The organism is Afipia sp. GAS231 (assembly GCF_900103365.1).
Lineage (GTDB): Bacteria > Pseudomonadota > Alphaproteobacteria > Rhizobiales > Xanthobacteraceae > Bradyrhizobium.
Map to the genome: position 1 here is coordinate 2,283,871 of NZ_LT629703.1, position 13,427 is coordinate 2,297,297.

At 63.4% G+C, this 13,427-nt stretch carries 14 protein-coding genes; 6 read left to right on the plus strand and 8 right to left on the minus strand.

Going from position 1 to position 13,427, the window contains the following annotated elements; translation table 11 throughout:
• Positions 1–12 precede the first annotated feature (12 nt).
• From BLS26_RS10860 to BLS26_RS10880, 5 genes are all read right to left on the minus strand, one after another.
• Positions 13–843 (minus strand): carbohydrate ABC transporter permease, encoded by an 831-nt coding sequence (locus BLS26_RS10860; RefSeq protein ID WP_092510897.1) that lies wholly within the window; start codon positions 841–843, stop codon positions 13–15.
• A gap of 3 nt (positions 844–846) precedes the next feature.
• A complete protein-coding gene (locus BLS26_RS10865) occupies positions 847–1,719 on the minus strand; it encodes a carbohydrate ABC transporter permease (protein ID WP_092510899.1) in 873 nt (290 codons plus the stop codon).
• 119 nt (positions 1,720–1,838) lie between these two features.
• Positions 1,839–3,152, minus strand: a complete 1,314-nt coding sequence (locus BLS26_RS10870) for a sugar ABC transporter substrate-binding protein (protein WP_244541906.1) — start codon at positions 3,150–3,152, stop codon at positions 1,839–1,841.
• A gap of 195 nt (positions 3,153–3,347) precedes the next feature.
• Positions 3,348–4,301, minus strand: coding sequence for a sugar-binding transcriptional regulator (locus tag BLS26_RS10875; protein WP_092510903.1), 954 nt, complete (start codon positions 4,299–4,301; stop codon positions 3,348–3,350).
• A 7-nt stretch (positions 4,302–4,308) separates the two neighbouring features.
• Complete coding sequence (locus BLS26_RS10880; RefSeq protein WP_092510905.1) at positions 4,309–4,965, minus strand: HAD family phosphatase; 657 nt, start codon at positions 4,963–4,965, stop codon at positions 4,309–4,311.
• 397 nt (positions 4,966–5,362) lie between these two features.
• On the opposite strand from BLS26_RS10880, the gene BLS26_RS10885 reads away from it, so the two are divergent.
• Positions 5,363–5,968 (plus strand): hypothetical protein, encoded by a 606-nt coding sequence (locus BLS26_RS10885; RefSeq protein ID WP_092510907.1) that lies wholly within the window; start codon positions 5,363–5,365, stop codon positions 5,966–5,968.
• Positions 5,965–6,231, plus strand: coding sequence for an HGGxSTG domain-containing protein (locus tag BLS26_RS10890; RefSeq protein WP_092510909.1), 267 nt, complete (start codon positions 5,965–5,967; stop codon positions 6,229–6,231). The genes BLS26_RS10885 and BLS26_RS10890 overlap by 4 nt, the downstream gene beginning before the upstream one ends.
• Before the next feature lie 57 nt (positions 6,232–6,288).
• Here the strand turns inward: BLS26_RS10890 and BLS26_RS10895 are convergent, their stop codons facing one another.
• Both BLS26_RS10895 and BLS26_RS10900 read right to left on the minus strand, forming a co-directional pair.
• A complete protein-coding gene (locus BLS26_RS10895) occupies positions 6,289–6,492 on the minus strand; it encodes a hypothetical protein (protein ID WP_157676403.1) in 204 nt (67 codons plus the stop codon).
• Between the two features lie 361 nt (positions 6,493–6,853).
• A complete protein-coding gene (locus tag BLS26_RS10900; RefSeq protein ID WP_092510915.1) occupies positions 6,854–7,540 on the minus strand; it encodes an ABATE domain-containing protein in 687 nt (228 codons plus the stop codon).
• A 133-nt stretch (positions 7,541–7,673) separates the two neighbouring features.
• Between BLS26_RS10900 and BLS26_RS10905 the strand changes: the two genes are divergently transcribed.
• Genes BLS26_RS10905 through BLS26_RS10920 form a run of 4 tightly spaced genes read left to right on the plus strand, consistent with a single transcriptional unit; the run spans position 7,674 to position 10,752 of the window.
• On the plus strand, positions 7,674–8,399 hold the full coding sequence (locus BLS26_RS10905) for an alpha/beta fold hydrolase (protein ID WP_092510917.1): 726 nt from the start codon (positions 7,674–7,676) through the stop codon (positions 8,397–8,399).
• Positions 8,400–8,444: 45 nt separating this feature from the next.
• The gene (locus BLS26_RS10910; RefSeq protein ID WP_092510919.1) at positions 8,445–9,305 is read left to right on the plus strand and encodes an alpha/beta fold hydrolase; all 861 of its coding nucleotides are present in this window, start codon (positions 8,445–8,447) and stop codon (positions 9,303–9,305) included.
• 16 nt (positions 9,306–9,321) lie between these two features.
• Positions 9,322–10,092, plus strand: a complete 771-nt coding sequence (locus tag BLS26_RS10915) for an SDR family oxidoreductase (RefSeq protein ID WP_092510921.1) — start codon at positions 9,322–9,324, stop codon at positions 10,090–10,092.
• A 3-nt stretch (positions 10,093–10,095) separates the two neighbouring features.
• Complete coding sequence (locus tag BLS26_RS10920) at positions 10,096–10,752, plus strand: TMEM175 family protein (protein WP_244541907.1); 657 nt, start codon at positions 10,096–10,098, stop codon at positions 10,750–10,752.
• A 14-nt stretch (positions 10,753–10,766) separates the two neighbouring features.
• On the opposite strand, the gene BLS26_RS10925 is transcribed toward BLS26_RS10920, so the two are convergent.
• Positions 10,767–13,424, minus strand: coding sequence for a nitrate reductase (locus tag BLS26_RS10925; RefSeq protein WP_092510929.1), 2,658 nt, complete (start codon positions 13,422–13,424; stop codon positions 10,767–10,769).
• Positions 13,425–13,427: the final 3 nt, after the last annotated feature.

Here is a 13,427-nt window from a genome sequence, read left to right on the forward strand (position 1 = left end):
CTCTGTCCTTTGCTATTTGACCGCGCCGAAGGTCAGTCCGCGAACGAGTTGCCGCTGGGTGAACCACCCGAGGATGATGATCGGGGCAATGGCGAGCGTCGACGCGGCCGACAATTTTGCCCAGAACAGCCCCTCGGGACTCGAATAGGAGGCGATGAACACGGTGAGCGGCGCCGCATCCAGCGTTGAAAGGTTCAGCGTCCAGAACGCCTCGTTCCATGCCAGAATGAAATTGAGCAGCAGCGTCGAGGCGAGACCGGGCACGGCCATTGGCGTCAGCACATAAACGAGCTCGCGTCCGATCGTCGCTCCATCCATCCGCGCCGCTTCGAGGATGTCCTTCGGGATTTCCTTGAAATAGGTGAAGAGCATCCAGACCACGATCGGCAGATTGCCGAGACACAGGATGAAGACGAGGCCGGCGCGGGTGTCGAGCAGGCCGAAATCCCGATAGATCAGATAGATCGGAACCAGCACGCCGACGGACGGCATCATCTTGGTCGAGAGCATCCAGAGCAGCACATCCTTGGTCCGCTTGGTCGGCGAAAATGCCATCGACCATGCGGCCGGCACCGCAATCAGCATGGCGATCAGCGTCGATCCGCCCGCCACGATGATCGAATTGAGCGCGTGATGGAAGTAGTCGCTGCGCTGCTGCACCGTCGCGTAGTTCTCCGTGGTCCAGTGAAAAAACAGGAATTTCGGCGGCATCGCGAACGCGTCGAGCTCGGTCTTGAAGCTGGTCAGGACCATCCACAGGATCGGCAGAAAAATCAGCAATCCGCACAGCCACGCCGCCGCCGTAGACACCCAGACTCTTCTCGCCGTTACCTTGCGTGCCATCGCTTACGCCTCCAGATTTCGACCGACGATCCGCACCAGGAAGAACGCCACGATGTTGGCAATCACGACCGCAACCAGCCCGCCGGCCGAGGCGTTGCCAACGTCGTACTGGACCAGCGCCTGCGAGTAGATCAGGAACGCGATATTGGTGGTCTGCAGCCCGGGGCCGCCGCCGGTCGTGACAAAGATCTCGGCGAACACGGTCAGCAGGAATATCGTTTCAATCAGGATCACCACGGTGATCGGCCGCGCCAGATGCGGCAAGGTGAGATAGATGAAGGTGGACAACGCGCTCGCCCCGTCCATCTCGGCCGCCTCCTTCTGCTCCTCATCCTGGGACTGCAGCGCAGTCAGCAGGATCAGGGTGGCGAACGGCAGCCATTGCCAGGCTACAATCAGGATCACCGCGAGCAGAGGCGCATCGTTGAACCAGTCGATCGGCGTCGCACCGGTCAGCGTCGCGATCCATGCGAACAATCCTGACACCGGATGCATCAAGAGATTCTTCCAGACCAGGGCGCTCACGGTCGGCATCACGAAGAACGGTGCGATCACCATCAACCGGACGATGCTGCGCCCGACCACCTGCTGGTCGAGCAGCAGCGCCAGCGGCGTGCCGAGCAGGATGGTGATCGCGAGCACGGAACCGACCAGCACCAGCGTATTCTGCAATGCAGTCAGAAAGGCGGGGTCGGTGAGGAAGTACCGGAAGTTCTCCAGCCCGACAAAGCTCCAGTTTTCCGAATCGAGCAGGCTGTAATGCAGCGTCGAAAAATAGATCGTCATCGCCAGCGGGACGATCATCCAGACGAACAGCAAGGCGACGGCAGGCGTCAGCAGCGCGCGTCCAAGAACCTGGGTCTGCTGGGTTGCCATTGTCGCCTCCGGTCATCCAGGGAAACTCGACGAGGGCTGCCGTCCGGTCGTCAACGGAACGGGACGGCAGCCAGTTTGCGGCAGGTCGGGAGAGGCCGCCGCAGGGATCGACGCTCGCGCTACTTGATATAGCCGGCGCGCTTCATTTCGCGCTCGGTCGCCGATTGCGCCGCCGCGAGCGCCGCATCGACCGTCGACGAGCCGGACAGGGCCGCCGAAAACTGCTGGCCAACACTGGTGCCGATGCCCTGGAACTCCGGAATCGCCGCGTATTGCACCCCGACGTAAGGCACCGGCTGCACCGTCGGCTTGTTCGGATCGGCGGCGTCGATCGAGGCCAGCGTCAGTTTGGCGAAGGGTGCGACCTTCAGGTATTCGGGATTCTGATAGAGCGAGGTTCGCGTGCCGGGCGGCACGTTGGCCCATCCCTCTTTCTTGGCGACGAGCTGGGTGTAATCCTTGCTCGTGGCCCAGGCGATGAATTTTTCCGCAGCCGCGGTCTTCTTCGAGCCCGCGGGTATCGCGAGATTCCACGCCCACAGCCAGTTGGCGTTCTTGCCCAGTCCCGCATTCGGGGCAAGTGCAAAGCCGACCTTGTCAGCGATCTTGGAGTCCTTGGGGTTAGTCACCATGGACGCCGCCACCGTGGCGTCGATCCACATCCCGCATTTGCCGGCGCTGAACAGCGCCAGATTTTCGTTGAAGCCGTTCGAGCTGGCGCCGGGAGGGCCTGCCGCCTTCATCAGGTCGACATAGGTCGAGAGCGTCTTCTTCCACTCTGGTTGGTCGAACTGCGGCTGCCATTTTTCATCGAACCAGCGCGCGCCGAACGAGTTGGCCATCGCGGTCAGGAACGCCATGTTCTCGCCCCAACCCGCCTTGCCGCGCAGGCAGATGCCGTAGACGCCGGCCGACTTGTCGGTGACCTTCTTCGCGGCATCGACCACGAAATCCCAGCTCGGCTTTTCCGGCATCGTCAGGCCAGCCTTCTGGAACAGGTCGGTGCGATACATCACCATCGAACTCTCGCCGTAGAACGGCGCGGCATAGAGCTTGCCCGATACCGACACGGCATCACGGATCTTCGGCAGGAGGTCCGCGGTATCGTAATCGGCTCCGAGATTGTCGAGCGGAATGAGCCAGTTCTTCTTGGCCCAGATCGGGACCTCATAGGTGCCGATGGTCAGCACGTCGAACTGTCCGCCCTTGGTTGCGATATCGGTGGTGACGCGCTGGCGCAGGACGTTCTCTTCGAGGGTCACCCATTTCACGGTGATGTCAGGGTTTTTGGCGGTGAACTCGTTGGACAGGCCCTGCATCCGGATCATGTCGCTATTGTTCACGGTGGCGATGGTCAGGGTTGTCTGTGCGATGGAAGGGGTTGCGCCCAACAACGCAGCCGCGCCCAGGAGGGCGCTAAGGACGTGCTTCACGGTAACCTCCCTTGATGATGTTGAGCATATGCCCACACCTTGCATTTATGTTCACACCGAGTCGCGAAGTTGTCAAGGATCGGAATCGGGCTTTCCGCACCGCATGCGCCGGCCAGGAAGATGAAACGATGGGTCGCTACACGGGAACAGCAGGCCGCGGAAACGCCGGCGCAGCGAAAACGAAAGGCCGTTTCGCTATGGCTTGAGGATGGCGCCCGCCGTCGCCTCGTCGGTGATCAGCCCGTTCAGCAGCCGGCCCTTGAGCGCTGCCCTGATCGCCGAAACCTTGGCCCGGCCGACGGCCGCCCCGATCGTCAGGGCCTGGGCAGGCACCCGCGGCGGGATGCTGGTGAGACGAAGGTTGGTCCCGCCCTTGATGATATGGCCCTGGTCGTCGAACGCCCAGCCGGTCAGTTCGCCGACCGCGCCGAGCCGCATCATCTCGAGCAATTCCTCGCGCGACACGAAGCCGTCGACCAGCACTTGCGCGCGCTGGTCCATCTGCCCGACGCCGACCAGCCGCAGGTCGGCCTTGGCCGCCACCGCCCTCACCCTGGCGATCGGGTCGATCTCGAGCATCTGGTCGCGCTCGCGCTCGGACGACATCAGGAACGGCAGCGGCATCGGATAATGCCGCGCCTTGGTCCGGTCCGCGAGGCGGCCGACGGTGTCAAAAAAGCTGGCCGAGCCGTCGGCCGAGATGTTTCCGACCAGCGACACGATCTGGTGGTTGGGACAGTCGATCGGGGACACCCGCTCGACGGCCGCGCGCACCGCTCTGCCGGTGCCGAGGGCCACGATCACCGGCTTCTCGGTGCGCAGCGTCGTTTCGAGGATGTTGGCGGCCCGCTCGGCAATCCCGGCCGCCGAGAGCGGCGCAGCGGGGTCGGTCGGCACCACTTCGCAGTGGGCAAGGTGAAACAAGTCCTTCAGCCGCGCCGCCAACTCCATGCAGGCCGCGATCGGATGCTCGAGGCGGAAGGTGATCAGGCGCTCGGCGAGACACAGTGAAACCAGGCGTTGGGCGGATGCGCGCGACACCTTCAGCATCCTGGCGATCTCGTCCTGCGTGTGACCGGCAATGAAGTACAGCCAGCCGGCCCGCGCGGCTTCGTCCAGACGCGATTTCTCGTTATCGGAGCCCGCCATCAAACTGCTACCTGTCCGTTCGCCAGAAATCCGCCATTCGCTCGAACACGCGATCGGCCCCCGCTTGGCGGAGCATGGCGCTGCCTTCGCGCGATTGATAGTGGCTGCCCCCGACAAATCCCCAGACCGTCATCCCGGCCGCCTTGCCGGCCGTTACGCCGCTAAGGCTGTCCTCGATCACCAGGGTACGATGCGGATCCACCTGCATCCTTTCGGCGGCGTAGAGGAAGAGATCGGGCGCCGGTTTGCCGTGCTCCACCATTTGCGAGGTATAGAGGCGGCCGTCGAAATGCCGCGCCAGACCGGTCAGGGAAAGCGAGAAAGACACCCGGTCGACATCGCTGGACGAGGCGACACAATGCGGGATTCGCAAGTCTTCGAGGACCGAATTCACGCCTTCGATCGGGCAAAGCGACGAAAGAAACGCAGCGCGCACCCCGATCTTCAGGTCGGCGGCAAATTGCCCGGGGATCGGGCGTCCCAACGCTCCATAATGTTCAAAAACCGCGGTCACACTTCGTCCAAGGAACAGATCGAGCGCCTGATCCACGGCAAGGTCGATACCGTACCCTGCCAACGCTTCCGAAAGGCAGCGGCAACTCAGCACCTCGCTATCGACCAATACGCCGTCGCAATCGAAAATGATGAGATGGGGTTTGAACATCGCACGTTTTCCGTCTCAATAGAGAGCATATACTCAGGCAATGGGCAATAACCCCTATCTGGGGCCACGCTGAGACCGCCGCAAGCCCGGCGCAGTCCTCGCCCCGCCCAAAATATCCCCATGCCAAACAGCGGGTGGTGGCTGGCATGGATGCTTGACCCGCGAAAACATTTTGACACGTCGGGCAAATCAGCGGCACAATTCCATCATCGCCCAATCTGTAAAACGCATAAGGCCGTGCCCGACAACGGGCCCCCTCAGCGCGATTGCGGACAAAAACTCCCTAACGACAACCCAAACTGACAATCGAAGTTGCACCGGCGCACGCGCGGCGAATGATCGCTTGCGCGCAGTCGAACCACGCGCGTCCGATGCGCATGCCCGAGGAGATAGCGACGTGAAGACAGCTCCGGACAAGACAACGGCCATCGCCACAGCCGGCCCAATCCACACTGCCGCAGCACCGCGGATAAAACTCTCGCCCGACGGATTCTGCATCGACCATCCCGACCTCGAGCAAGGCGAACGGCTGATGTCGGACGCCTTCGGCGTCTCCGATCGCGATGCGATGTACGGCCTGTTGCGGCAATTGCTGAGAGCCAGCGTCAGCGGCGAGAAGCCTGACGCGGTCACCCTCGCCTTCATGCTTTCAATGGTGGAGAGCCTCAAGCCGAGGGATTCCATCGAGGCCATGCTGGTGGCGCAAATGGTGTCGGTTCATGTCATGGCGATGCGCTGCGCCCACCGCCTCGCTAACGCAGACGACATCGCGCGGCAGGACAGCGCCGCGCGCGCCCTGGGCCGGCTAGCGCGCACGTTTCCGGCCCAGATCGAGGCGCTCGACAGCTACCGCAACAAGGGCGAGCCTGCGATCACCGTGCAGAACGTGTCGGTCGGAGATGGCGGCAACGCCATCGTCGGCAACGTCACCCAGCACGCAAGCGCGATCGTTGCTGACGCAAAGCGCCGTCCGGTGACTGCGAAGAAGGCAACCCGATCATGAGCGACCACCCGCGCAATACAGGCCCGATGCTGGCGAGCGCGCGTTGCGGCGCCAGGACCCGCTGCGGCGGATCGTGCCGCTCGCCGGCGGTGCGCGGCAAACGGCGCTGCCGCATGCACGGCGGTGCACGAAAGTCCGGCGCGCCCAAGGGAAACCGGAATGCGCGCAAGCACGGTCTGTTCACCGGGGCCGTCATTGCCGAGCGAAAGCGGATTCAGGATCTGTTGGCTGAGGCGCGGAAGTTGCTGCAGGAGTTGAAATGACTTGGCACGGCCGACGCCGCCGGCCGCTCATGACGATCCGGTTGCAGGTTGACGCAGCTAGATCCGCACGCCGCACAGGCCGCAAATGATCGCCGTGGCCATCAAGGCGGCTGCCGCCAGCCCGGCCGACCACGCTCGATTGGCAACCGCGACGTTGACGCCATGCGCGATCATCACGCCGCGCGATCCGGAGGCGAGATGTCCGAGGATGAAAAAGACGCCCAGCGCGTAATGCGGCAACAGGCGGATATATAACGACATCGGAGTCGCGCAGAGCGCATGGAACCTCATGCTGCATTGCGGATTTAGGTAATCGTTTGTGCCATCAACACAACGTGAAGCGCGGAAGCGCAGTCGAAGCACAAGACGATCGCGCATTCCCATGAATAACTTGTCAGCCGAGTTATGAACTCGGCGGATGCGCCCGGGCAGGCCTTGCGAAGACTTCGCCGCCGGGCGGGTCCTGCATTTTCCGCCACTGCGCCGGAGTGACGTCGTTCTGCTCGCCGTCTCGCTCTATCTCCTGAGGCAGGACGTGGTTAGCGCGATCCGGTGATGGCAGCACGGATCGGCATGCAACTTGGCGCGTCGCCGGCAGGCACTTGCCGGCGATGCGCCAATTCTATTGCTGCATCTTGAGCCGCTGTCGATGCGCCGCCTGTTTGGCGCGGTTGCCGCAGATCGCCATGCTGCACCATCGGCGCGCGCGGCCTCGCGTGTGGTCGGCGAACAGCAGTGTGCAGGCGGGGCCTTCACACGCCTTCACGTTCGAAAAATCTTCCTCGCACACGAATTTCGCCAGCGCTTCCCCGATCGGCAGCAACAGCGCCTCCGGCGATCGCCAGCGGCGAGTCGTTTGAAATGCCAGACCGGAGGCTTCGCCGTGGTCGGCCACGATGTGTCCGAACCCTTCATCGCGTTCGAGCAGCCGGTTCAGGGGCGCCAACTCGTCCAGCGCTTTCGAGTCCAAGGCTTTCGAGCCCAAGACTTTCGAGGTGAGCGGCCGCCCTTTGTGCTGCCGGACGAATCCCCTGAACCATTCGCGCAGGCTTCGCGCCTGGGCGGCGACGCTGTCGAGCTCGCCGGGCATCGCCTGCGCCCGCAATGTCTCAAGCGTCTCGGTGGGCGCGAGCTGCGCCTGCTTGAGCCAGGCCAGCAGACCATCGCCGTCGTCGATCCAGTCGACTTCCGTGTCCACGGGCGTGGCAACCGAATTGAGGAAATCCAGGCCGAGTGCGTCGGCAAGGAACATCGCGGGCGGGCGGCGGGTAGCCGTTTGAGCGATCTCTTGGCGCGGAACCTCGGTCATCTACAGCCCCCATCGACTTTCGGTCACAAAATAACCTCTCTGAGGCCTATTGACAAGTTACTTCCTTAAGAAGTAACCTCTATAAACCGATTAAGACGGTTACTATCAGAAGCGAACCGGCAAGGAGCAAAAGATGTCTCTCAACGATGTGAGCGTGGTGCTTGCCCACGGCGCCTGGGCCGATGGATCGAGCTGGAGCAAGGTGATCGGCCCGCTGCGGGCTGAAGGCGTCCGTGTTGTTGCGGCGCCGCTGCCGCTGACCTCGCTGGCCGACGATGTGGCGGCGCTTGACCGCACGCTCGAGCGGATCGATGGCCCGGTCGTGCTGGTCGGCCACGCCTATGCCGGCGCGGTGATCGCCGCGACCCGAAGCGAGAAGGTCAAGTCGCTGGTCTATGTCGCGGCACTCGCCCCCGACGAAGGCGAGACGGTCGCCGACGTTTTCTATCGCACCGCGCCGCATCCGCAGGCGCCGTTGCTGGCCCCGGACAAAGATGGCGTGGTCTGGCTTCCCGAACACGCGTTTGCCGAGGCGTTCGCTCAGCACGCTTCCACCGACGAGCAGGCGTTGCTGGCTGCCGTTCAGCGGCCGATCGCGGCGGCCTGTATCGGCGTCGCGGTGGGCCGGCCACTCTGGAAGGATCTGCCGAGCTGGTTTCTGGTGGCCGAGCAGGATCGCATGATCGCCCCCGACACCCAGCGCTTCATGGCGGAACGGATGAAGGCAAAGGTGCGTTCACACCCGGTCGATCACACGCCTGGTGTCACCGCGCCCGACATCGTCGTGGACATCATCCGCGAGGCCATGCGCGCCGCAACAGCAGTCCGCACGCCGCAGACGGCACATCATAGCCAATAACCTTCCCTGCCCGTCAACATGGTTACAGAATTCAGGAGAATCCCGATGACTGCCATCAAATATCGGTCCGCCAACGTGGACGGCTTCAAGATTTTCTACCGCGAGGCCGGCGCCGCCGACGCGCCCGTGTTGCTCTTGCTTCATGGCTTCCCGAGCGCGGGCCACATGTTCCGGGATCTTATCCCGCTTCTCGCCGATCGATTCCGCATCGTTGCGCCCGACCTGCCCGGCTTCGGCCAATCGGACATGCCGGCACGGAACAACTTCACCTACACGTTCGACCATATCGCTGATGTCATCGACCGCTTTACCGAAGTGATCGGCCTGAAGCGCTTTGCGATCTATGTCTTCGACTACGGCGCGCCGACGGGTTTTCGGATCGCCGCCAAACACCCCGACCGTATCACCGCGATCATCTCGCAGAATGGCAACGCCTACGAAGAGGGGCTGAGCGAGGGCTGGAATCCGATCAGGGCTTATTGGCAGGAGCCGTCGCAGGCCAATCGCGACGCGCTCCGCGCCTTCCTCGCGCCCGAGACGACACGCTGGCAATATACCCACGGCGTCGCTGACGAGGCGAGCGTCTCGCCAGACGGCCTTTCGCTGGATAATTTCTATCTGGCGCGCCCCGGCGCCGACGAGATCCAGCTCGACCTGTTCGGCGACTACAAGAGCAACATCGCGCTCTATCCGGCGTTTCAAAACTACTTCCGCACCCACAAGCCGCCATTCCTGGCGGTGTGGGGCAAGAACGATCCGTTCTTCCTGCCGCCCGGCGCCGAGGCCTTCAAACGCGATATGCCCGATGCGGTCGTCAGCTTCTTCGACACCGGCCATTTCGCGCTGGAGACGCATGCCACCGAGATCGCGGCGGCGATGCGCGAATTCCTCGCGCGCCACATCTGAGATCGGGAGGCGTCACATGTCGAAATCAGTCGCCATCGTCACCGGCGCGAGCCAGGGCATCGGCCGTTCCACCGCCATCCGTCTCGCGCGGGATTTTTCCTCTGTCGTTCTCGCCGCGCGCGACCGTCTCAATCTCGAAAAGACGGCGGAAGCAGTCAAGGCGGCTGGCGCCGAACCGCTCGTCATCGACATCGACCTTGCCGAGGTGGCGGCGGCGAACAGCGTGGTCGATCAGACCCTCGCAAAGTTCGGCCGGATCGATGCCCTGCTCAACATCGCCGGCGCGGTGCCGCAGATCGACCTGTTCGAGATGACCGACGCGCAATGGGACGGCGGCCTTGCTCTCAAGCTCCACGGCGCCCGCCGGCTGACGATCGCGGCATGGCCGGCATTAAAAGAAGCCAAAGGTTCGGTTGTGCTGATGTCGGGAAATTCGGCGCTGTTTCCCAAGGCGTCCTACGCGGCGGTCGGGACGATCAACGCCGCAATCGTGGCACTCGCCAAAGCGTTTGCGGATCGGGGCATCACCGACGGCGTCCAGGTCAACAGCGTTCTGCCCGGCCCTGTCATGACCGGCCGCCGCCGCTCCTACCTCGCGCATTGGGCGCCGCTGCACAACATGAGCGTGGAGGAGGCGACGGCGAAATTCCCGCAGGATGCCGGCATCACACGCTATGGCGAGCCGGAAGAGATTGCCGAACTGATGGCTTTTTTGGTATCGCCGGGTGCGCGCTGGATGACAGGCTCGACGCTGCGGATGGATGGTGGCGAGGTCAAGTCGATCTGACGGGTGGACGAACCAAGCCTTCTGAATTCGGCAGGACATCGAATCGAAGGGGTGACAGCCATGCCACACGCGAGACGGACCCCGGAGCGACTGAGCGCATTTTCCGACGGAGTCTTCGCCGTTCTGATCACGGTGCTGGTTCTTGAACTGCGCCCGCCGGAGCTTCCGACGTTCAATGCGCTGCTGTCGCTCTGGCCGACAGGGCTCAGCTATGCCGTGAGCTACCTCTTCATTGCGATCGTTTGGGCCAATCACCACCATCTCATGCACTACGCCACCGACGCGACGCCGCGCCTGATCTGGTTCAATTTCGCCCATCTGTTTTCCGTGTCGCTGCTGCCGCTCTCCACCGCCTGGATGGCCGTGAGTAAATTGGCACCGCAGCCTGTGGCCTTCTATGCGGCGGTCTTCTTCCTCGTGAACGCGACCTACGTCGCCCTGATCTGGGAGCTGATGGGGCGAATTCCGCTCAACGAGGTTTCAGCCGGCGAGCGCCGCACCATGCGCATCCGCTCCGTTGTGACATTATGTGTTTTCGCCGTGGCCGCCGCCGTGGCGCTGAAATTTCCGCTGGTCGGGCTCGGATTGTGTTGTTGCTGCTTGATCGTTTATCTGAGGCCGGAAGCGCCGGGAGCCGCGCAGCGACAATCCTTCGAATGACCGTGAATTGGCTCTCAGGCCGGTTGCGAAACCGGGCTGGTCGCGCTCCGCAGCAGCTTTCCGATCTCGGGCTTGCAGGCGCCGCAATTGGTCCCGGCTTTCAGTTGCCGTCCGATCGCCTCGACGCTGGTTGCGCCCTTGCGGATTTCGGCCGAGATCTGGTGCTGCCCCACGCTAAAACACGAGCAGACGATCGGCCCGGTGTCCTGGCCGGCGTCATGCGGTCGTCCGATCAGCAGCGACGCCCGCGCATTCGGCGACAGCACCTGGTCTGCAAACAGTCCTGAGAGCCACGACCGCGAGACGAGCTTGTGGTCGGGCGCGATGAACACGCAGCCTTCCAGCCGGCCGTCGCGAACGGCCGCGTAGCGATAGCGTCCGGCATTTGGATCGCGATAGGCAATCCATTCGATCTCGGGTCCAACGCGAAGCTGCGCCCGCGCCCAGTCACGCCAGCTCGGCGGCCGTTCGTCGCCCGCGAGCTCCATCCGCCAGCAGGTTCCGGAAAGGCCGCTGACCCAGTAACCTGCGGCGGGGCGATCGATCTGTTGGCGGCTGAGAATGAAGGCATGCCATTTCGGCAAGTAGGCTGCGGCCCTGACCGGCGTGTGCTTTGACTCCGGTTGCCCGGAGATCGGATCGGTGGCGGGATTGACCAGGGCGTTGACCCGGCCCTCGCCGGCAAATTCGCCGTTCCAATGCATCGGCACGAACACGCAGCCGCGCCGCTGTTCGACGGTCACGACAACCCGCGCCACCATCTCGCCCCATGCGCTGGTCAGCCGCGCCAGCCCGCCATTATCGACACCGGCCTGGCGCGCATCGTCGGGATGGAATTCGACACAAGGCTCGAACGTGTGCGCCATCAGCCGCGGCGACTTTCCGGTTCGCGTCATGGTGTGCCACTGGTCGCGGACCCGCCCGGTATTGAGCACCAGCGGATAGTCGCGGCTGGTCGGGTTCACGGCGGGACGCGGCGTTACCGATATGAAACGGGCCTTGCGGTCAGGCGTGAAGAATTCGCGTTGTTCGAACATCCGCGGCGTGCCGGTCGGATACTCCCGCGTCACCGGCCACTGGATCGGGGCGAGCGCATCGTAGGCACGGTCGTCAAGCGTGCTCAATGCGGACAAATCGAAATCGCGCATCCCGTGGTTCTCGAAGCCGGAGAGCGCGGCGTGTTCGCGGAAAATCGCGGCAGCGTTCTGATGTTCGAATCCGGAAAACCCCATGCGACGGGCGACATCGCAGACCGCCCGCCAGTCCGCGCGCGCCGAACCGGGCGCCGGCAGGAACGATCGTTGCCGGGAGATGCGGCGCTCGGAGTTGGTGACGGTGCCGTCCTTCTCGCCCCAGGTGAGCGCGGGCAGCAGCACATTGGCATGGCGCGTGGTGTCGGTGTGCCGCACGCAATCGGAGACGACGACGAGATCGCACGCATCGAGCGCCGCACGGGCGCGATCGGCATCCGGCATGCTGACGATCGGGTTGGTCGACATGATCCAGACCGCTTTGATGCGCCGGTCCGCAATCGCGTCGAACATATCGACGGCTTTCAAGCCGGCTTTATCCGCCATGACCGGCGAATGCCAGAACCGCTGGACGAGTTCGCGATGCTGCGGGTTATCGAGCTCCATATGGGCGGCAAGCTGGTTGGCGAGCCCGCCGACTTCCCGTCCGCCCATGGCATTGGGCTGTCCGGTGAGCGAGAACGGCCCCATGCCGGGCCGTCCGATCCGCCCCGTCAGCAGGTGGCAGTTGATAATCGCATTGACCTTGTCGACACCGCTGCTCGACTGATTGATGCCTTGCGAATACAGCGTGACGACCCGCTCGGTTCTGGCAAACCAGCCGAAGAACAGTTCGACGGCGCCTTCCATGAGCCCGCAGGTAGCAGCGGTTTGCGCGACGGTCTGACCGGCAACTTCTCGCAGTGCTGCTTCCGCGCCGGTGGTGCAGCCGCGCACGAAGGCGCTATCGACGGCATCGGTGCGTGCCAGATAGGCCAGCAGGCCGTTGAACAGAACTGAATCGCTGCCGGACCGAAGCGGCAGGTGCAGGTCGGCTCCTTCACAGGTCGCTGTCCGCCGCGGGTCGATGACGACGATGCGGCAGGCGGGGTTGTTGGCCTTTGCAGCCATCATGCGCTGGTAAAGGATCGGATGGCACCAGGCGGCATTGGAGCCGACAAGGACCAGCAGATCGGCGGTTTCGAGATCCTCATAACTGCCGGGAACGGTATCGCTGCCGAACGCCCGCTTGTGGCCGGCGACGCTGGACGCCATGCACAGCCGCGAATTGGTATCGATATTGGCGGTGCCGACGAAACCTTTCGCCAGCTTGTTGATGACGTAATAGTCCTCGGTGAGAATCTGACCGGAGACGTAGAACGCGACCGAATCCGGCCCGTGCGTCCGGATGGTCCGGCTAAAACCCTCCGCAACGAAATCAAGGGCTGTATCCCACGTCGCTTGCTGCCCGTTGACCACGGGTTCAAGCAACCGTCCCTCAAGCCCGATGGTTTCGGCCAGTGCCGAGCCTTTGGCGCACAGCCGTCCGAAATTCGCCGGATGCAGCGGATCGCCGCGAACGGTGACTGCGCCCGCGGCATCCTTGTCGGCGACGACGCCGCAGCCGACCCCGCAATACGGACAGGTTGTCTTCACGGGCACGCG